This is a genomic window from Photobacterium sp. R1 (assembly GCF_054600795.1).
This window is the reverse complement of the sequence record NZ_BAAHZP010000005.1, coordinates 55,343-73,100: the sequence shown is the minus strand read 5'-3', so window position 1 is coordinate 73,100 and position 17,758 is coordinate 55,343. Positions and strand designations below refer to the sequence as shown.

At 47.1% G+C, this 17,758-nt stretch carries 22 protein-coding genes and 1 pseudogene; 4 read left to right on the top strand and 19 right to left on the bottom strand.

Going from position 1 to position 17,758, the window contains the following annotated elements; all coding sequences use genetic code 11:
• The first annotated feature begins 3 nt into the window (after positions 1 to 3).
• Positions 4 to 489 (top strand): bactofilin family protein, encoded by a 486-nt coding sequence (locus tag ACYP03_RS10080; RefSeq protein ID WP_459779550.1) that lies wholly within the window; start codon positions 4 to 6, stop codon positions 487 to 489.
• 181 nt (positions 490 to 670) lie between these two features.
• Complete coding sequence (locus ACYP03_RS10075) at positions 671 to 1,267, top strand: hypothetical protein (RefSeq protein ID WP_459779547.1); 597 nt, start codon at positions 671 to 673, stop codon at positions 1,265 to 1,267.
• A 52-nt stretch (positions 1,268 to 1,319) separates the two neighbouring features.
• Here ACYP03_RS10075 and ACYP03_RS10070 read toward each other — a convergent pair whose 3' ends face one another.
• The 8 genes from ACYP03_RS10070 to ACYP03_RS10035 all read right to left on the bottom strand — a co-directional run bounded on the left by ACYP03_RS10070 (position 1,320) and on the right by ACYP03_RS10035 (position 6,663).
• Complete coding sequence (locus ACYP03_RS10070) at positions 1,320 to 1,652, bottom strand: DUF4144 family protein (protein WP_459779545.1); 333 nt, start codon at positions 1,650 to 1,652, stop codon at positions 1,320 to 1,322.
• A gap of 71 nt (positions 1,653 to 1,723) precedes the next feature.
• Positions 1,724 to 2,977 (bottom strand): MFS transporter, encoded by a 1,254-nt coding sequence (locus tag ACYP03_RS10065; RefSeq protein WP_459779543.1) that lies wholly within the window; start codon positions 2,975 to 2,977, stop codon positions 1,724 to 1,726.
• Positions 2,978 to 3,034: 57 nt separating this feature from the next.
• Positions 3,035 to 3,715: an SDR family oxidoreductase gene (locus ACYP03_RS10060; protein WP_459779541.1), complete on the bottom strand. Its 681-nt coding sequence runs from the start codon at positions 3,713 to 3,715 to the stop codon at positions 3,035 to 3,037.
• A gap of 160 nt (positions 3,716 to 3,875) precedes the next feature.
• Positions 3,876 to 4,139, bottom strand: a complete 264-nt coding sequence (locus tag ACYP03_RS10055; RefSeq protein ID WP_459779540.1) for a hypothetical protein — start codon at positions 4,137 to 4,139, stop codon at positions 3,876 to 3,878.
• Positions 4,136 to 4,369 carry a hypothetical protein gene (locus ACYP03_RS10050; RefSeq protein WP_459779538.1) on the bottom strand — a complete coding sequence of 78 codons (234 nt, stop codon included), beginning with the start codon at positions 4,367 to 4,369 and terminating at the stop codon, positions 4,136 to 4,138. The genes ACYP03_RS10055 and ACYP03_RS10050 overlap by 4 nt, the downstream gene beginning before the upstream one ends.
• A gap of 127 nt (positions 4,370 to 4,496) precedes the next feature.
• Positions 4,497 to 4,760 (bottom strand): hypothetical protein, encoded by a 264-nt coding sequence (locus ACYP03_RS10045; RefSeq protein WP_459779536.1) that lies wholly within the window; start codon positions 4,758 to 4,760, stop codon positions 4,497 to 4,499.
• A 58-nt stretch (positions 4,761 to 4,818) separates the two neighbouring features.
• Complete coding sequence (locus ACYP03_RS10040; RefSeq protein ID WP_459779534.1) at positions 4,819 to 5,136, bottom strand: hypothetical protein; 318 nt, start codon at positions 5,134 to 5,136, stop codon at positions 4,819 to 4,821.
• Between the two features lie 69 nt (positions 5,137 to 5,205).
• Positions 5,206 to 6,663, bottom strand: a complete 1,458-nt coding sequence (locus tag ACYP03_RS10035; RefSeq protein ID WP_459779531.1) for an aminotransferase-like domain-containing protein — start codon at positions 6,661 to 6,663, stop codon at positions 5,206 to 5,208.
• Between the two features lie 114 nt (positions 6,664 to 6,777).
• Between ACYP03_RS10035 and ACYP03_RS10030 the strand changes: the two genes are divergently transcribed.
• Positions 6,778 to 7,554, top strand: a complete 777-nt coding sequence (locus tag ACYP03_RS10030; protein ID WP_248139873.1) for an aldolase — start codon at positions 6,778 to 6,780, stop codon at positions 7,552 to 7,554.
• 10 nt (positions 7,555 to 7,564) lie between these two features.
• On the top strand, positions 7,565 to 8,446 hold the full coding sequence (locus ACYP03_RS10025; RefSeq protein ID WP_459779529.1) for a dihydrodipicolinate synthase family protein: 882 nt from the start codon (positions 7,565 to 7,567) through the stop codon (positions 8,444 to 8,446).
• Positions 8,447 to 8,508: 62 nt separating this feature from the next.
• Here the strand turns inward: ACYP03_RS10025 and ACYP03_RS10020 are convergent, their stop codons facing one another.
• From ACYP03_RS10020 to ACYP03_RS09970, 11 genes and pseudogenes are all read right to left on the bottom strand, one after another.
• Positions 8,509 to 9,324 carry a hypothetical protein gene (locus tag ACYP03_RS10020; protein WP_248139870.1) on the bottom strand — a complete coding sequence of 272 codons (816 nt, stop codon included), beginning with the start codon at positions 9,322 to 9,324 and terminating at the stop codon, positions 8,509 to 8,511.
• Between the two features lie 211 nt (positions 9,325 to 9,535).
• A pseudogene (locus ACYP03_RS10015) lies at positions 9,536 to 10,054 on the bottom strand (GNAT family N-acetyltransferase).
• Positions 10,055 to 10,117: 63 nt separating this feature from the next.
• A complete protein-coding gene (locus ACYP03_RS10010; RefSeq protein ID WP_371929384.1) occupies positions 10,118 to 10,657 on the bottom strand; it encodes a GNAT family N-acetyltransferase in 540 nt (179 codons plus the stop codon).
• Positions 10,647 to 11,252 (bottom strand): YdeI/OmpD-associated family protein, encoded by a 606-nt coding sequence (locus ACYP03_RS10005; protein ID WP_330959634.1) that lies wholly within the window; start codon positions 11,250 to 11,252, stop codon positions 10,647 to 10,649. Before ACYP03_RS10005 ends, ACYP03_RS10010 begins: the two co-directional genes overlap by 11 nt.
• Before the next feature lie 45 nt (positions 11,253 to 11,297).
• Positions 11,298 to 11,510: a DUF3565 domain-containing protein gene (locus ACYP03_RS10000; protein ID WP_459779526.1), complete on the bottom strand. Its 213-nt coding sequence runs from the start codon at positions 11,508 to 11,510 to the stop codon at positions 11,298 to 11,300.
• A gap of 86 nt (positions 11,511 to 11,596) precedes the next feature.
• Positions 11,597 to 12,112, bottom strand: a complete 516-nt coding sequence (locus ACYP03_RS09995) for a hypothetical protein (protein ID WP_248139862.1) — start codon at positions 12,110 to 12,112, stop codon at positions 11,597 to 11,599.
• An 81-nt stretch (positions 12,113 to 12,193) separates the two neighbouring features.
• Positions 12,194 to 12,640: a GNAT family N-acetyltransferase gene (locus ACYP03_RS09990; protein ID WP_459779521.1), complete on the bottom strand. Its 447-nt coding sequence runs from the start codon at positions 12,638 to 12,640 to the stop codon at positions 12,194 to 12,196.
• Positions 12,641 to 12,776: 136 nt separating this feature from the next.
• Positions 12,777 to 14,564, bottom strand: coding sequence for a M28 family metallopeptidase (locus ACYP03_RS09985; protein WP_459779519.1), 1,788 nt, complete (start codon positions 14,562 to 14,564; stop codon positions 12,777 to 12,779).
• A 475-nt stretch (positions 14,565 to 15,039) separates the two neighbouring features.
• On the bottom strand, positions 15,040 to 15,735 hold the full coding sequence (locus ACYP03_RS09980; protein ID WP_459779518.1) for a penicillin-insensitive murein endopeptidase: 696 nt from the start codon (positions 15,733 to 15,735) through the stop codon (positions 15,040 to 15,042).
• Positions 15,736 to 15,934: 199 nt separating this feature from the next.
• Positions 15,935 to 16,177, bottom strand: a complete 243-nt coding sequence (locus ACYP03_RS09975; RefSeq protein WP_459779516.1) for a hypothetical protein — start codon at positions 16,175 to 16,177, stop codon at positions 15,935 to 15,937.
• Between the two features lie 65 nt (positions 16,178 to 16,242).
• The gene (locus ACYP03_RS09970; protein ID WP_459779515.1) at positions 16,243 to 17,247 is read right to left on the bottom strand and encodes a trypsin-like serine peptidase; all 1,005 of its coding nucleotides are present in this window, start codon (positions 17,245 to 17,247) and stop codon (positions 16,243 to 16,245) included.
• Between the last annotated feature and the right edge of the window lie 511 nt (positions 17,248 to 17,758).

Sequence of the window (17,758 nt, the reverse complement as noted above, 5' to 3'; positions counted from 1 at the left end):
CAGGTGGATGGCTATATTGAAGGGCGTATTCGTACGGAACAGACACTGTCAATCAGTGCAACCGGCCGGGTATCCGGTGAAATCTTCGCCAACAAAGTCGTGATTAACGGTCTGCATGAAGGTGCTTGCCACGCGGCCAGCATTGAGATTCTGGAGAAAGGCAAAGCCAAAGGTGTCATCTATACCAACGACATTTGCATCGAGCGTGGCGGCTGCTTCCTGGGTCAGACCCACCCGGCTGATGAAGAAAAAGTCGTGACACTGAATAAAGAAGAAGCGGCGAAAGCCAGTGCTGATTCAAAGGGAAGCCAGAAAGATGCGGCCCCACTGACACCGCCGACTCAGCTGAAACCAGCAGAAGCTGCAGGCAGTACTGATAAAAGCGCTGCTGCAGGCACTGCGTCAGTTGCAGCCAGCAAACCCGGGGCATCTCCCGCCCCTACCGCAGCGGCAGTCGACAATAAAAAGCAAGCCAACGCGAGAAAATAATCCCCAAAAACCGGAACATCTCGTTCCGGTTTTTTTCGCTTTATCTTCCCTTACTGCTCATCGCTGCCTGTTCAAACTGTTAGCTGTCTCTAAAAATTTCAGCTTGCTTTACTGCCTGCAAGCAAAGCCCTCTGTTGAATACGATAATGGGTGCATCCATCATCGAACATAGGGAACATGTATGAAATCAACACTCTCCTTGGCTGCGGCACTATTGGGCAGCCTGAGTCTCACCGCCTGTACAACGACCACGCACGAATCCAGACAGACAAATGTTGCCAATGCAACCCAGGAAATCCTTGCTGCTGAAAACTGTATTGGTTCAACCGAACCTCCCGTGGCATGGGCCAGCAAATTGATAGCTGACGACGACCCGCAGCTTCTGACGAATTCACTGGGTGAGCCAAACCAGGGCAAACTCTGTCAGGGGCAGGTGTACAAAGTCAAAGACGGAGAAGCACTGACGATTTACCGCGCCTGGAACAGCACCAACCCGAACAGTCAGTATGGGGCCTGGTGGGCGACCAGTCAGCCAGACGGCAAAGTCGCCCATTATCGCGCAGGCTATGAGATTTGCTATCAGTGGTCGCCATTAGACAAAATGACACGTTGCGAACTGAAACCGGGCAGCAAGCTAGTGATCGGGAACGGACAGAGTGCCCAGTGCTCCCAATGGCTCACCTACCCTGTTTCCGCTGATCAGCAGCTTTATCTCGAGAACACTGAGTCTCTGGTCGGTAATTGTCAGACATACGATGCCGTTTTTGGCTGGGAATAATCAGCAAAGAATATAAGCTGAGAAAAAGCTGCGGAAATATTCAATCGATTTTCTACTGCGCACTGTCAGCCAAGGCTGCAATGGCCTTAGAAAAAGTGGGAAAGGAAACCTTCGCGGCACAGCATGCGCCCTGGCAGGACTGATGAGACTGAATCAGCGTAATCATTTCCGCCAGGGGCATTTGACGTTCTGCAGATAAATGCCAGATGCTGTCTCTGGCCTGACTTTCCAGACAAAAAACCTGACCGTCTGAGTCAATCAGCACATCACCTGCCTGGAATCCAAAGCAGTGCAAATCGGCATCCGATTCCCATACCACTTGATCAGCCAGATAAACCAGCTCCGGGTCACCGTCATATTTCAGTACAGCTGGCCAGATAACCATGAACACCCATCCTTCAAAAAATTTTGACTCATGATGCCTGTCAACAGCGTACTCTGGCAAGCAGACATCAATCAGACTTCCACGGCAGGACCTTCTGACGGAATACGCAAATACAACAGAGAACTCAGGATTAACAGGCCACCACAAATCATCCAGTTCATACTGATACCATACACTTCAGAGATATACCCAAACAGCAAGGAAGACGCCATCCCGCCCAGCATCATGGTAAAAGAGCTGATTGAAATCATGGTGGATCGGTTTTCATCCTCGGTGTTTTCATTGAGCAGAACACGCTCTGAGTTAATCCCCATGGTGAAAAAGAAGAAAAAGACCAGATAGCTGACAGCAAACGCTTCAAGTGTTTTCGTCATCGCCAGTGCGAGCAGCACCCCACCGGCAATGATTCTGGTGGCAAGCAATAACATTCGGTGCGACCCGGCAAAAGCCCTCAAGAACTTCACAGAAAATAAAGAGGCTGCTGCCGCCATCAGAAAATAAAGTGCCGACACCACGCCGAAGAAAGACGTGCCATAGTCGCTGCCTTGAATAATTGAGGCTAAAAAAGGCTGCCAGAAGTTCTCAAGACTGCTGAGGACCACACCAAAAATCAGCATTGTCTGCATCAGTGGCTTCAGTACATCTTGGGTCATCGAAGCGCGCAGCGCTTTTTTCATTTGTCCCCTATAGCCAGGTTGCTTCTTTGCATCTGACCCTGTCATAGAGCTTCTGCAGACATCTTCCTGAATCAACAAGACCGTAAACAGGAACAGACAGAGCGTCGCGCCACCCACAACCAGCAAGTTGATATTGAACTGACCGGTAAAATCAAAAGGCTCAGACTGAATCGTATCCGGTAACCATCCGCCAAGAAAAGCACCCGCCGCAAGCCCGACCGTCACACAAATATTCACCACTGAGAGCGCCTGATAATAGGTCAGATGTCCATCAGCCCGCTGAAAGGAATCGTAAAACCATGCGTCTAACGTTCCGGAATAAATTGCACGTGCGCTCCCGAGTAAACAGGCCGCAAGTAAAATCAGGCCGAGTCCGGAAGCAAAATAGAGTGCAACCACGCCTGCCAGGTTCACGACCAGTGACCACAAATATGTAGATTTTCGGCCATACCGGTCAGCAACACCACCTAATGGAATTTCCAGCATGGCGGTACTGCCAACCCAAACCGCCATCACGAGACCAACATCCTGAAGATTGAGCCCCCGGGACTGAAACAGCAGTACCAGAACGGGGAGCATGATCCCGACGATCAACGAGTGAAAACCCTGCTGACTGGCAAAAAGGATCATTAATTTTTGTTTGTTCATTCCACATCCATGTGTTGAAGCCCAAATCCGTCTTCATTACTTGCTTAGTGATTCCTCTCACCAGGCATGCACTTTCCCTTCCCAGGTATAAAATTGACCGCTCATCTCTGGCGACAGTCTGTCCACCAGCTTCACGATCCCCGAGACACTTTCCTGCACAGTGATTTCAGCTCCCTCGCCGCCCATATCAGTTTTCACCCAGCCCGGATGAATCGGACAAACCGTGATGCCATCCTCACGCAAGTCTATTGCCAGTACTTGCATCACTTTGTTCACGGCAGCTTTCGAACTTCGGTATGCATACATACCCGTTCCTTCGCCATTGAGTGAACCCATCATACTGGAGACAGTCACAATTCTGGGGCGTTCCGAACGTCTCAGATTAGGCAGAAATGCCCGGCTGACAATGAACGGTGCGATGGTATTCACGGCAAACGTTTCCAGCCAGCCTTTCTCTGTCAGAGTTTCCAGGCTTTGTGCTTCCGGTCCGATCACACCGGCATTGTTGATTAAGATATCGACATGATCAGCAATCGACGCTGCAAACGCATTCACTGCTTTTTCATCGGTGACTTCTAAAGGATGCAAATATAAATTGGATGATATCGCCAGATCATCCAGCCCCTTGCCAGGCTGACCACGGTATGTGGCGATCACTTTATCTCCCCGTGCAAGAAACTGTTTTGTCAGTTCAAGACCAATGCCGCGCGATGCGCCGGTAATCAATACATTTTCCATCGCAAAACTCCATTATGCTGAGATGAATTCTTCACTCTTTTGACGGTAAGGCCGCCATGTCCATCCACACCGCTTCCCAGACATGCCCGTCCGGATCAGCCAGATTACGGTTATACATTTTCCCTTTTGAATGAACAAAATAGGTACGAACCCACTAAGGCTAGCAGGCCATCTCATTCTCGCCAGAAAGATGCAGACAGAAAATATGTTGCGGACCAGCAGGCCCACCATGATACAACTCACCTGTATCACGAAATCCTGGCTTCAAATAACACGGATAAGCAGGCATATTGCGGCAATTCATGGTGAGATACAGTGCCTGCACATCCGGATAATGAATGCTGACATACGCTGGCAATGCGCTTATCCCCTGACTGGTAATGCCTTGTCCCTGAAATGTTTGATCGATCAGTAACGATCTCACACCCAATGCGCCTTCGGGACAAAAACGATACGTCTCGGCATAGTCTGTATCCAGAATAAAAATCCAGCGACCGGACGATTCACTGTAATTAAACAAGCGTGCTCATGAGATTGTAATTTCGCCAGGATTTCTGGCATTCTGCCAATGGTAAATTCAGCCTGGTCAGCTTTTACTGTGAGTGCACCGGTTTCCTCTTGACGGTCGTCGGTATATTGCTCAATTCGAATCATTCCTTTTCCTTGTGTTATACGGCATGAACTAATGTTGAAACACATTTCCTTGTCTGCCCTTGTTCATCCGGCTCCATTCAATCGTACACACGGAATCACCGGAGAAAAGTCAGACGCCAACAACCCATTAAAAAGCAGCCAGATAATAAGCACTCATCTTCGGGTCGGATTCTGCAGGCTTTTTGAAAATAAACTGCTGATTACTCAGCCAGATAAATTCCTTCGCCCACCACATTGTCAGATATTCATGCTCTTGATTCCCGTAAACCGACTTCCAGCGTTCATTCACTTTTTCCTGCAAATAGTGTTCACTGTCCTGACCATTGTAATAATCAATATATCTGTAACGGCCATTGGTGAAGCCACTCCGGTACATCGTTCGCAATATCATCCGCAGAAGCCGGTGTTCAGAGGAGCCTCTCTGTCACAATCGCTCGACTGGTTTCCATTCACATATCTCCTGCAAGTGATTCATAGTCAGGCAGTTTGGGGACTAGCATCTGATAGACGCCCAACTTTTCCATACAAAGAAACATCTGATACTTTTGATAGCTGTACTTTTTATTCGCATAGGCTTCATAACCGCAGACCTGCTTTGCCGCTTTCACTGCCAGCGGGTTTGCTTGATTCCCCGGTTCATCAACCCACATATAATGACCCTGATAGTTTGATAATAAAGCATCAGCCCCAGCCGTATGCGCACATCCAGTCAATATCATCAGAAACAGGCCCGGTATAACCGCGCCTTTCAGATTGCGAAAAATCATGATTCTTTCCCTGAAAATTTTGATTCACAACTTGAGATCACTCGGAGCCGTCACCTTTAAAAATCAGTCTCACCTTAGCACTGAAGCCAATTGATTGACAGATTCCCGGATTTCATCTTCATTTAATGCACCAAAGCCAAAACGAATATGATTCAGTTCGCTTTTTTCACCCGCATCACATCGTTCGAATTGATATTGTTTCAGCTCTGAAATATTGAACGATTGATCAGCAGTCAGTTTTGAAATATCTATCCATAAAGCCATTCCGCCCGCCGGTAAATCAAAACGGACTTGATCGCCAAACACCTGCTGAAACATCCGGGCTGCAAAGTTCCGCCTGCTTTCATAACATTTCCGGACTTTCCGGATATGCTTTTTCACCTCGCCCGCTTCCATCAGATCGGAGACCGCCAATTCTGTCAGTGTATTTCCCTGCCGGTCTATCAGCATCACTTCCTGAGCCGCTCTGTCAATCCACCTTTCATCCGCGACCAGATAGCCCAACCGAAGGCCGGGGGCGAACACTTTTGACATCGAACCAATGTGAATCACATTCTCTGAACCGGGTAAGCTGGCAAGCGGAGGAATCGGTCTGGATTCAAAATGAAACTCATGGTCATAGTCATCTTCAATCACAGCGAAGTGATGAATTTTAGACAATTTTAACAGCATCAACCGCCGCTCCATCGACATCGTCACTGTTGTCGGATACTGATGATGGGGCGTGGTAAAAACACCCGCGACTTGATGGTGCTCAAGTATCCGCTTCAGCGCTGTTGTATCCAGACCATGTTTATCCAGTTTGCAACGGACGATCTGAAATCCATTCGATTCAAAAGCAGCCATTGCCGGCGGGTAGCACCTCTCCTCAAAAACCATGACACCATTTTCAGGATTCAAGAGCCTTGAGGAGAGATAAATGCCCATCTGGCTGCCACGGACAATGCAGACCTGGGCCATTGAAACCTTCATGTATCTGTCCATCGTCAGCATGTTCCGCACGGCACTGCGCAGCTCAGTGGTTCCGCGAGGATCACCGTACCCCAACTTTGCCAGCCGGCTCGCATGAATAATTGCTCGCCGGTAAGCCCGCGATAACACTTCATAAGGGATTAGCCGGTCATCCGGTATCCCGTCGTTCGCAACCGGTACTCCATATTCAGCTGTCATGGCTACCTCAGACATCGAGCGCATCAGCGCTGATGGCAACCGGGGTTGCGTTACGCCGTTCACCAATGCCAGATTTTCTGCCGATAAATCCTGCTCTGGTAATACACAGGCGACAAATGTGCCGCGCCTTGGTTTTGTCACCAGCCAACCTTGCGATTCCAGCTCTTCATAAACAAGCTGAACGGTTTTCCGGTTTACCCCCAGCTCCGCAGCCAGAGCCCGTGATCCCGGCATCATGGTATCGGGTTGTAATCTGCCTGCCTGAATGTCCCGCACCAGCTGATTTGTCAGCCTTCGGTGGAACGACTGTCCTTGGCTCTCTTCCAGCCAGTATTTCATCTGCCAGGGTCTTTGCATGTATTCCCCCCTCCATCTGGACCATTACATATTTTAAATCTGGATGTTATTTCTGGTCCAGATGACCGTTAGTATCCCGGGACAAATGACGTGATGCAACAAAAGGAGCCGATAATGAAAACTGCTACGCTTCCCAAGCAGGAACTCATGCGAACCGCACAGGAACGTATGACCGACCTGATTGAAGATGCCGCCCTCACTGAACGGCAAAAGCTCGCACTCACATGCCGCATTCTGTTTGATAAAGGTCATGACGCCGGTCTGGCCGGACAGATCACCTGCCGCCGGGAACCCTCCGAGACTTTTCTTACGCAGCGGTTTGGACTGGGATTTGATGAAATAACAGCTGAGAACCTGCTTGAGGTTGATCAGGACCTGATCCCGCTGGATGGTGAAGGCATGGCCAACCCGGCAAATCGATTTCATACCTGGATTTACAAAGAGCATCCGGACGTCAACTGCATTATCCATACACATCCGACACACGTCGCGGCTCTATCGATGCTGCGGATGCCCCTGACCATTGCTCAGATGGATACCTGTGGTTTGTATGAAGACTGTGCTTTTCTCAGCAACTGGCCGGGCGTGCCTGTCGGCAATGAAGAAGGCGTCATCATCTCCAAATCACTGGGCAAAAACCGCGCCGTATTACTGGCACACCACGGACAACTGGTTGTCGGTAAAACCATTGAAGAAGCCTGCAACCTGGCCATTCTGATTGAGCGCGCTGCACAGCTGCAGCTGCTCGCGATGTCTGCCGGGCAAATTCAGCCCTTGCCACAGTCCCTGGCGCGTGAAGCCCATGACTGGGTCTCCACGGATAAGCGAAATAAAGTCAATTTTGCTTACTACGTCCGACAAGCACTGAAAAATCACCCTGATTGTCTTTGAGGAAAATACGATGCAACTTTCCGGTATTATTGCTTACCCAATTACGCCCTTCAGTCATGACGGGGAAAAAATTCAATTTGATGTGCTTGGTCAAACACTGGAAAACCTGATCGATCAAGACTGCGATGCGATTGCGCCACTGGGCAGCACGGGCGAAAGCGCCTATCTCAGCCTGGATGAATGGAAGCAGGTTGCTGAATACACAGTGAAAACGGTGAACCAACGGGTTCCGGTGATGATTGGTATTGGCGAGCTGACCACCAGCCAGGCCATCCTGAAAGCACGGTTTGCTGAATCCGTGGGGGCAGATGCCATCATGGTCATTCCCGCCTCCTACTGGAAGCTCTCGGATACAGAGATCTTTGACTATTATCAGGCGATCGCCGCAGCGACATCTCTGCCAATCATGGTCTATAACAATCCGGCCACCAGTGGCATTGATATGTCCCCTGAACTACTGGTCAGGATGTTCCGAACGATTCCGAATGTTTCCATGGTGAAAGAAAGTTCAGGCGACATTCAGAGAATGCACCGGCTTTATGAACTGTCTTCTGGAGAGTTACCCTTTTACAACGGGAGTAATCCTTTAGCGCTTGAAGCCCTCTGTGCCGGAGCCAGTGGATGGTGTACCGCTGCGCCTAATCTGCTGGGCAGACGACCCAAAACTCTGTTCCGGCTGGTTTCTTCAGGTGAGCTCGCAGCCGCACAGGACATTTTCTACCGGCAGTTGCCGCTTTTAAGATTGATGGTCACCGCGGGTATTCCGAAAGTGGTGAAAGCCGGACTGGTCATTCAAGGCATGAATGCCGGCATGCCAAGAAAACCACTTCAGGGCACAACAACAGAAGAACAACTTGTCTTAAGGAACCTGTTGGCGGAGTTCAACCGATAACCAAACAAGATGACGAGCTTTACGCTCGTCATGTCATTGTTGTAGGTTGCACCTTTTACACATCAAACTGACATCACAATCAAATCTTCAGGTAAATATTTTAATTTCACGGTGTCCCCTTCGATTTCAACCACGTTATCTAAACCAGTCATTTTACCTTCAGACACCACAAAAACGCGCTCTTCTCTCAGAGACTCCAGATACTCACGAAATTCTGCCAAATGATTGGGGTGTGCAATATCCGGATCGCGGCTGTATTTATCAAGCCGTCGCCAGAGTTTAGGGAAAATGGGTTTCATCGTTGAAAGTGACGATTCACCAGAGTAAACCGCCCCTTTATTGGTCATATCATCAGCCCAGATATTCTGGCGAGTCGCTCGGGTTTCGACGACCGCCTGTGCTAACGCGATCCGCAAATCGTCAAACAGCGTATCGTAAAATAAAGGATATGCATGGCCTCGAGTAATCTGTTGATAATTCACACTCTCTTTCATGCGATCAACGTTTAAATACACTTGAGAACCGTCGGGTTCAACTGGGTCACCCAGATACACAAACGCAATGGGGCGTCCGTTCGGGCCAATCTGATTGGTTAAAATATACCCTCGTGCAGTCCCGACACCTTCAGGCACACCACATAATTCAAGATTGCTGACTGTCGCATTCGATGAAAAAGGTGTGGCCGCCTTTGATTCCATCGTATCAATTCCCTCAAACCGCAACTGAATCGTCCCGGTGCTGGTACTGATTCTGGGTGGTCTGCCCCGACGTTTGAGTTGGAACAAGGGAGTCGGATCATCCGGCCGAAAACGGATTGAATCCCCGTCCGGTCTGCCAGCTTGCGGAACAAATTCACCTTTAATCACTGTAAAAGACATACGATTTCTCCTTACCGCTTTAACAGTTGAAGTGTTCGGATGTAGCTATTTCCAGATAAAACTAGCCCTGATTTCAGGGAAAGGAACCGGCAGACAAGGGAAAATAAGGTACGTTGATCACATCCCGGAAGAATAATACCCGGCTGTTGTTCTCTGAGCCAATGAACAACCAGCCGGGTATCGTCAGAAAGCTTTCATGGCAGGCAACGACTCAGCAGTCACAGGAGACCCAATAACGGGCGATCGGTTCGGGAAACACTTTTCCCATCACCACATTTTCAAATATTCCCCCGTTATTTTCGATCACCTTCCGGGATGCAATATTATCTTCATCCGCAGTGATCAGTGCCTTCCGGATACCCAATTCGCTGGCTTTGGGCAACACCAGTTTCAACATCTTTTTTCCATAACCCCGGCCACGATAAGACGGTGCAACATCGAAACCAATATGTCCGCCCTCCAGAGCCAGAAAATCATTCTCGATGTGATGACGCACCCGGATTGCTCCCAGAATCACTGCGTTCTCAATCAGCCAGAAATGGCTGCACGGGACATAACCTTCTGGCAGGTTGATGCCTTTCTCCTCATCTCGTAATTGCTGAACATAAGCCGAGAAGTTTTCTGTCCCTTGCTAATAAAAACCGGCATTTTCAGGATCGTGATTCACAAAGTCGTGATAGAAGTCGGCAAATGCCGCTTCTAAATCAGAAGAGAGCAAAACTAATTCCATGCTTAACCTTTATATTCCCTTTGTTCAAAATGACATCTTTCGATAAATACCAGAAAGTTACGCTTAGACATGAAATAATATGAAATACATAAGCAAGTCCACATCTGTCTCTGTTGAAAGTGTATAACGCTCTCCGACAATACTGTGCACTGCAGACTTCCAGAATGTCAGTGCGGGTGTGTTTTCAAGTAACACACGAATTTGCCATTGTCCGGGATGGCGGTTGACAATACATTGCAATGCTTGCCTGCCGACACCTTGCCCTTTGAACTTTCGGAGAACAAAAAACTGTTCAACATCGTACGCAGACTGAGTACCGGGGTATAAACGCACCAGCGCAAAACCTGCTAGTTCATCCCCTTGAAAAATAAAGTATGGAGAATGGTCTTCCCTTTCCCAATACTTGTGCAGGCTCAGCGCATTAAACGGATATACACCGTCGTCATTCGGGTTCCACTTCAAAAAAGCTGACAGTTCATAAAGATAATACTGAAAAAGGTTTTCGAGTGTTGGACGCTCTCGGATTGTAATATCTCTGAGCGTGACCTTTATTTCTTGTTTATTCATCAAGCTAGATTCACCAAAAGACTGATTACCTGTCATTCAGGCCCTTCCCATCCAAAATCTGAGGAATACATTGTTCAACTCTGGAGGAACGGGTCCGGGATTGTTTGGCGCCGGAAAAATGTAAAAGATAAGCTCTCTGCCGACCCGGCGTCAGAGCCTCAAACGCTTGCTTCAGCTCGGGCATTTCCTCGAGTTTTGTCTGAAACTCCTCGGGCACCTCAAAAGCCTCAGTCGTCTTAAAGTCAAACTGAACCCCTGATTTTTCAATATCAATGGCCTGACTGATATAGCGGCTGAGTGTATCCGTATGCCGTTTGACCTCATCCAGACCAGTAAACCGCGCCCTCCGGGCTAACTGTGTGTTCTCACCCGGCGCTTCCAGAATTTCAGCAGAATCATCCAGTAATGCCCCTTTCAAAAAGAGCACACAAAAAGATGCCTTAAATCCCTGCAAGATAACAATATTATTCCCCTGACAGGTATAACAGGGCTTCCCCCACTTCAGGGTTTCCGTCAACTCGCAATCCAGGGCGATCTTTCTCACCAGAAGAATTTCATCCTGCCACTGGCTGGTATTTTGGATATAGCCGTCCACTTTCGGGTGAGTCTGCCCCTTATGATGTTTGTTCATCAGTGCTTCCTTTTCTGAAAATAAACGATAGTCCTTCGTCTGAAGTCAGACGGGTTTGATATCAGCCGGTTCACCCAGATCGCATTTCTTACAATTCAAAAGGAATCCCAGCTGCTCCTTCCGGCGCGCTGCCGTTGTGACCCAGGGCCGACATATAAACGGCGGACGATGTCTGACATGCTGAAAATGGCCACAGCCAAGTTCCGCAACCCAGTCTCCCTCTTCATCCTGATGATAGCCCACAATCGGTTGTTTCAAATGTCATTCCTTTTGAGATGCACGGCGAATACAAGGTTTTCGGCTTTTTTTTGATGTACGGTACATGAGCATTCACAGTGAGCGCTTTAAATCCTTTTCCGCATCTTATCCAGCAACGCTAAACAGCCTTGCATGAGCAAGACTTCCATTTCCCGGTCGCTGAATAACGGCCGAATCCCAAAAAATCCGCGGAAGGTGAAAAACTTTTTAACAAAAGCAGACCATGGCACGGTTTGAGAAACCTCGAATGTTTCTTTCGTTTGTTTCGACCGGGCATAACATAACCGGGAAACCAGTTTGATCTTGGGTCTGTAAAACACAGAGAAAAAAAGTCCTTCCCCGGACCAGATATCGATGAAATTCCCATTCTGTAATTTCACAATGACAACATCCAGAATCAGATCGTTTTTTTGAAATTGTGTATCGGATGTAGCGCGCTGAAGACAAAAGATCTCCTCCAGCTTCACTTGCATCTCGTCTTCCATCTGATAATCCGTAACGTTCAACCATCGCTCGAATTTATTGATGTTCCCATTCGGTGCGACCGCGAGTGTACCCAGGTAAACCGCGGGCTTTTCTTTCTGAAAGAGCGTTGAAAACACAATCTGTCCTTTTCAAACTTTCGACACAATTTCACCAGATATGACGACAGGAATAGCGGTCATGAGATGGCCTGAATCTCACTATCCCACTTTCCATTCATACAAAATATCCGGCATGCCCTCTTCATTTTCACTATCACCGCCTATTGCAACGAAACCATGTCTTTCATAAAAGTTTCGGGCATTGACGTTCACCTCGAATGTCCGCAATTTTAAGGAACCCTTGGCATTTTTCTTTGCAAGATTGAGCAGTTGACGCCCGATACCAAGAGACTGGCTATCCGGATGTACATATAATTGACTGATTTCCTGATCATTTGCAGCCATAAACGCGACGGGAATTCGTGATTCTTCAATACATGCAACATAAAGAACATGAGTCTTTGCCAAAATTTCTTTCAGGAAATATGCCTGAGACTCAAAAGAATGAATTGCCGGAATACCTGTCGCACGCTGCATCGACATACGCCATAATTCAGTCACAGCAATAACATCACCGGCTTCTAATTCATCAATTGTGATATTCACGCTTCACTTCCGATATGACCCAGAATTCATCCCTGCTTTTAAGATGAATCATAATTGAATCACCTCACTGAAAAAAGAAAAAAGCCACGCATCGATCTGCGTGGCTTTTGTGACATCATGAACAAACATCAAATGATTATTGACGGTCCTGATCAAAGTCACCGTGGAAGTGGCCGTGGTCAGAATGACTTTCTGCCGCTTTCAGCTTCTCACCAATACGCAGTTTCTGTACTGGCTCAGAGACACCTTGCATACGCGTCATTGATTTCGCAGCCGGTTCTTCTTTTGGCGGGAACAGCGGCTTACTGAATGCGTAATAAGTCGTGACATAAGCCAGCGCCTGAGTATTGGTATACAGAGCTTCCTGACTAATGTTATTCAGATCATCACAAGCCTGGTGATAGCACTTGTCATAAGCAACGTCGATCTCACCACCAAATTTCTCAACTTCCTCTGCAGTCTTCACTTTCTCAGCGCCAGTGAACAGACCACCGAACGCAACCCCCCAATCCGCAAAACCTGCATAGTCAGAGCGTTTGGAAAGTGCTTGCGGAATGGTTGATTCAGACTTGGCGCCGAAGAACTGATTGAAAATAGACTCGATATCCGATGTACCATAAGGCGGTTTGAAATCACCGGTATAGGCATTATCCGGGCTGTCTTTCGTATCAGACAAGTCACCATCCATCACGCCATAGATATAGTTTGGCGAACCGATCATGTCGAAGTTCAGATACAGTTTCACTTTATTCAGTTTGCTGTAACGCGCTTCAACCATCTCAATCTGTTCTTCTGTCAGCTGACTTGGATCTTCCAGTCCGAGTTCTTCCAGAATTTCTTTCTGTGCCTGATCGTAAATCGGTGCGAACAGTTCATTCGTGTAGTATTCAGAACCAACCAGACCCGCTTCTTCTGCAGCCCACCAGGCAAAACGAACCTTGTTCTTCACAGGTGCTTTCGTTTCAGCCAGCGTCACCGCATATTCCAGCAGACCCGCAGTACCTGAACCATTGTCGTTAATCCCCGGGCCTTCAGGAACAGAGTCCAAATGCGCTCCCAGCATCACAACCTGATTCGGATTTCCGCGCTTGGTTTCAGCAATGACGTTTTGCGTGACAACCATTTCATCCTTCACATTGACGGACAGTGCAACAGGTACCGCTTGCGTAACACTTAAATCAAACCACTGCTTACCCAAGTCATACCGCGCACCATATGCAGGAATTGCGGCAGCTGTATCACTACCCAGTGTGCCGTTGACGACAGCCTTACGGCCTTCGCTGTTCCCCTGGTTGAAGACAATCACTGCTTTCGCACCAGCATTCTGGGCGTTGACAACCTTATCGCTGAAAGAACAGCCACCGCGCTGAATCACCGCCACTTTTCCGACCACATCTTTACCGGCAAAGTCTGTCGCTTCACAGCCATCCGTGTCATCGTAATCAGGTGAACCAAAGTTGAAATCTGGCGTCACAAAAACAATAGGTCCAGTCAGCTCGCCATTCGAATTACCGGAGTAAGACATCACCGCATAATCCGGTTCTACACCTTCCCCGGCTTCACGAGTGCTGATCAAATCAACACCATTAACATTCAGCTTCGTGCCGCTTAATTCTTCCCATGCACGGAAATCAAATTCCTGAGTAGAAACACGATAGCCATGCTCTTTCATGACATCGATAATGTAATCCACCGAGTACTGGTAACCATCGGTTCCCGCAGCACGTGTCACTGAATTGCCGTCTGTCGTTTTCGAAGCACGAGCTTCAAGTTCTTCCAGATGTTCAACGACAGCGTCACGTTCAATCTCGCTGCTCACATATGCTGCAGCGCTCGTTGGATCTTTCCAGTAGCAACCGGTAAGCATCGTTGCACTAATCACTGTCGCGAGCAGTGTCTTTGTTGTTGTCATGCATACTTGCATTTGTGACTCCTTGTTTTTAGCCAACAATTAAGAAGCGATTTAACGCACACATTGTTGACTAAACACAAGGTTAAAAAAATGTTAAATCAAATGGCTTGGCAAACAAAGGAATCAATATCAAACTACATGCGCAAAATTATGCAACAATGAACATAAAACTGGCACCTAATCACACTTCGTGCAAATATTCTTAAGGTATTGTCTTATTGATAAAAATATACACTAAAGGTGGGTTTGATATCGTCACAGTGATCGCCAATTGTTACACGCCCGCACAAGCAAAACGTATAAACAAAAGGCATCACTGCCTGAGCGGTTCTGACGGCTCAGTTGATTGAGACGCCATCGATCCCATCAGGGCTGTTGATACTCAGCAAAAACATTGGCGTTTTCCGGAAAAAAACGCATAGAAAGGGAAATACGAAAGGTTTCGTTGAACGCTTCATGAATAGTGATGAGCAGCTTTCCGCAAAGGTTATGCCTTATTTTTGTTGGCAGGTATTTCATCGCATGGTATTTCAAAATCAACATGATAATGATCATCATGCCTGACCCATGAACGTCGTTTTGAAAACTGAATATGCTTTTTCAAGTAATCACCATACTTAGTCTGAAACAGGTATGGTTGCAGATCAGGATCGAAAATCACCCGCCAAAGATCATATCCTCTTTTGATGGCTTCCTGATGTAACTCGATAAGATGGGCACCCATCGCCTCATAATCGATGGTCAGTGTTTGATAATGCCCCTGAAGGTCGAATTCAATATGATATCCGAATTTATTCAACGGATGAGTTGGCAAATGTACCGACTGCCCTTTCTGATTGACAACCGGCGTCATAAAGTCAACAGACAGACCATTTCGGTGAGTTTTGTGCGGATAAAATTTCCCGCCAGATTTGAAACCTGTCTCAGCATATTTAAAGACCTTGCCGGGAGCCTTTTTCTCCAGACCTGAATACGCATCCAGAATGATACTGTAAACTTCTGAATGAACATAAGTCCGCCCCAGCAACCTGGCAATATCACTATATCCAACAAAGTTTGGCCCTTCCGCCGGTAACTGCTTGCCATTTTCCAAATGACCGTTCGACGTTGTTCCAAAACACACACTTTCTGCAGCAGAAGCACCAAAAGAAAAACAGCACAGTAACGCAATTATTTTGTTCATGATCATTTATATCAAACGCATTTCCAGCCATGGGGCCACTGAAGCCCCGCAAAAATATCATTTCACTTGATGCGGCTGAGCATCTCAGAATCGTAATTTTTTCAGCAAATAACCGGATAACAATATGGCTGATGCTTTACAACATCGGTCGCGTCAATCCAAAAATTCAGATTCATCCAGTCCGTCAACAGGCGACTCTTTACTTACGGGGAATTTGCTGCAAACTATCTATCGTCTCCTGTGATGCCGTCAGCCATATCTGCACCGGGAACGATTCCAGAACAGTCACATCCTTCACCAGGCCATTTTTCTCAAACACCTCCACCTGTGCCAACACAGGATCATTCGCCTCTGCACTTCCCAAAATCATGACTCGCTTCCACGAGTCTGTCGCCGTACATGCCTGCAGCAGCATCAGAAATATTATCGCAACGTATCTCATCATGTTTCCTCATGAAAGAGGCCCAACATCGTTGAGCCTCCCTCGTTTTATGATTTATGGGTTGATTAAGGATTCTTCGCGATCCAATCTTTGAGCGTGTTATAGACGGTGCTTGTAATTTGAGTACCACAGTTTCTTGTTGAAGAACCTGTCGTATGCACACCCCTGACATAATTGTTGCTATCTTTAATGCCACTACCGCTCTGACCACCAGCCGTATCAAGCGTATAGCAAACACGACGGGAAGAAATAGCATCGGTTGAACCGGAATCTGTCCACATCGTGCCAAAAGGCTTATCACCCGGATAACCGGTTACGCTGTGCGTACCGCCAGAATAGGTTCCCCAGCCCGAATTACCGCCGTTAGGCTCACTGTTCAGTACAATGATGGCGTAATCATAGTTTGTATCGCCATTATTGTGCCATGCCGTCGTTGTGACCGCATTTTTCCAGGTTGCAGTTCCCCAAGGCTTATAGGAGCCATTTTGACCTGCAGTGAAATTCAGCGATTTATACCAGGTTCCTGAACCATTCGAGACACAATGGCCTGCGGTTAAAACATGTTTTTTGGTGATTAAAGTTCCCGTACAGCCAACATCAATCCGGCCATTATAGGAGTGGGGTGCTGATGTCGTGTTTGTCACCCGAACCCGATTGTCCGCCCCAATTACTTTCAGTGTTGAGAAAGTATCATCGGGCAGAACAGGCTTCGTCGGCTCATGCGGCTCTGTCGTAAAGATGCTGGCATCTAATCCTTGTGCTTGCATCGTTTTGACTGCGCTTTCTAAAAGTGCCAGAGTTTCTTCCGATATCTCTGCTTTGTATTGGGTACCATCTGCTGAAACCGCAACTGCACTCATGGCAGCAGCTTTCTCTGCGATCGAATATTCACGCGGCTGGAAGTATGCATCTGCAGCGGGTACCTGGACGACATTTTCACCCTCAATAAAGGTTGCTTTTTCATCCATCTCGACAAAGTGAGTGAGTTCATTTGCATTTGCATTTGCATTTGCATTTGCACCGGAAATACAGATTCCCGCTAATGCAAGTACGATCAGTTTCCTGTTCATTCTTTTATCCTGTTATTTAAAATAATATAACCATTCAATTCCATGAATGATGCGAAATCATTTTCAAGCCAACTGTTTTCGCAGGTTTAAATATAGAACAGAAGAACGCACCGTCCACAAGCCAAGTTTGAATCCACTCAATTTAAAACATTTCATTTCAATCAAACCAATTTTCACAATAAAACAACATGTAATTATCTAACTTTCAGTTAATAATTTCACAAAATCATGAAAAATGACAGCATCATTAATAACAGCGAATCCGGATTTAAGAACAATATATAATGACAACATTACCTGTAGTTAAAATAATAAAAATATAAATTCACAAGTAATAATTACACTTTGTTACAATGTTTATGCATCCCCCAGAGATGAATCAATACGTTGGGGGAAGCACTGTCATTTCAAATTGTTTTCACATGATTCAGAAGAAAAGACCCCACGGTATGACAGTGTTTTCTGTACGCAACCATCAAGAAAAGCATTCATCCGTTGGTTCATCAGCCCT

Bases quoted from the DNA above. Each gene is read 5' to 3' on its own strand.
- ACYP03_RS10060 (WP_459779541.1), bottom strand. From the start codon at position 3,715: ATGGAAAATGTATTGATTACCGGCGCATCGCGCGGCATTGGTCTTGAA.
- ACYP03_RS10075 (WP_459779547.1), top strand. From the start codon at position 671: ATGAAATCAACACTCTCCTTGGCTGCGGCACTATTGGGCAGCCTGAGT.
- ACYP03_RS09970 (WP_459779515.1), bottom strand. From the start codon at position 17,247: ATGAACAGGAAACTGATCGTACTTGCATTAGCGGGAATCTGTATTTCC.
- ACYP03_RS10040 (WP_459779534.1), bottom strand. From the start codon at position 5,136: ATGATTTTTCGCAATCTGAAAGGCGCGGTTATACCGGGCCTGTTTCTG.
- ACYP03_RS10035 (WP_459779531.1), bottom strand. From the start codon at position 6,663: ATGCAAAGACCCTGGCAGATGAAATACTGGCTGGAAGAGAGCCAAGGA.
- ACYP03_RS10070 (WP_459779545.1), bottom strand. From the start codon at position 1,652: ATGGTTATCTGGCCAGCTGTACTGAAATATGACGGTGACCCGGAGCTG.
- ACYP03_RS10045 (WP_459779536.1), bottom strand. From the start codon at position 4,760: ATGATATTGCGAACGATGTACCGGAGTGGCTTCACCAATGGCCGTTAC.
- ACYP03_RS10020 (WP_248139870.1), bottom strand. From the start codon at position 9,324: ATGTCTTTTACAGTGATTAAAGGTGAATTTGTTCCGCAAGCTGGCAGA.
- ACYP03_RS09975 (WP_459779516.1), bottom strand. From the start codon at position 16,177: ATGAGATACGTTGCGATAATATTTCTGATGCTGCTGCAGGCATGTACG.
- ACYP03_RS10010 (WP_371929384.1), bottom strand. From the start codon at position 10,657: ATGACAGGTAATCAGTCTTTTGGTGAATCTAGCTTGATGAATAAACAA.
- ACYP03_RS10005 (WP_330959634.1), bottom strand. From the start codon at position 11,252: ATGAACAAACATCATAAGGGGCAGACTCACCCGAAAGTGGACGGCTAT.
- ACYP03_RS10065 (WP_459779543.1), bottom strand. From the start codon at position 2,977: ATGAACAAACAAAAATTAATGATCCTTTTTGCCAGTCAGCAGGGTTTT.
- ACYP03_RS10050 (WP_459779538.1), bottom strand. From the start codon at position 4,369: ATGATTCGAATTGAGCAATATACCGACGACCGTCAAGAGGAAACCGGT.
- ACYP03_RS09980 (WP_459779518.1), bottom strand. From the start codon at position 15,735: ATGAACAAAATAATTGCGTTACTGTGCTGTTTTTCTTTTGGTGCTTCT.
- ACYP03_RS09985 (WP_459779519.1), bottom strand. From the start codon at position 14,564: ATGCAAGTATGCATGACAACAACAAAGACACTGCTCGCGACAGTGATT.
- ACYP03_RS10025 (WP_459779529.1), top strand. From the start codon at position 7,565: ATGCAACTTTCCGGTATTATTGCTTACCCAATTACGCCCTTCAGTCAT.
- ACYP03_RS10030 (WP_248139873.1), top strand. From the start codon at position 6,778: ATGAAAACTGCTACGCTTCCCAAGCAGGAACTCATGCGAACCGCACAG.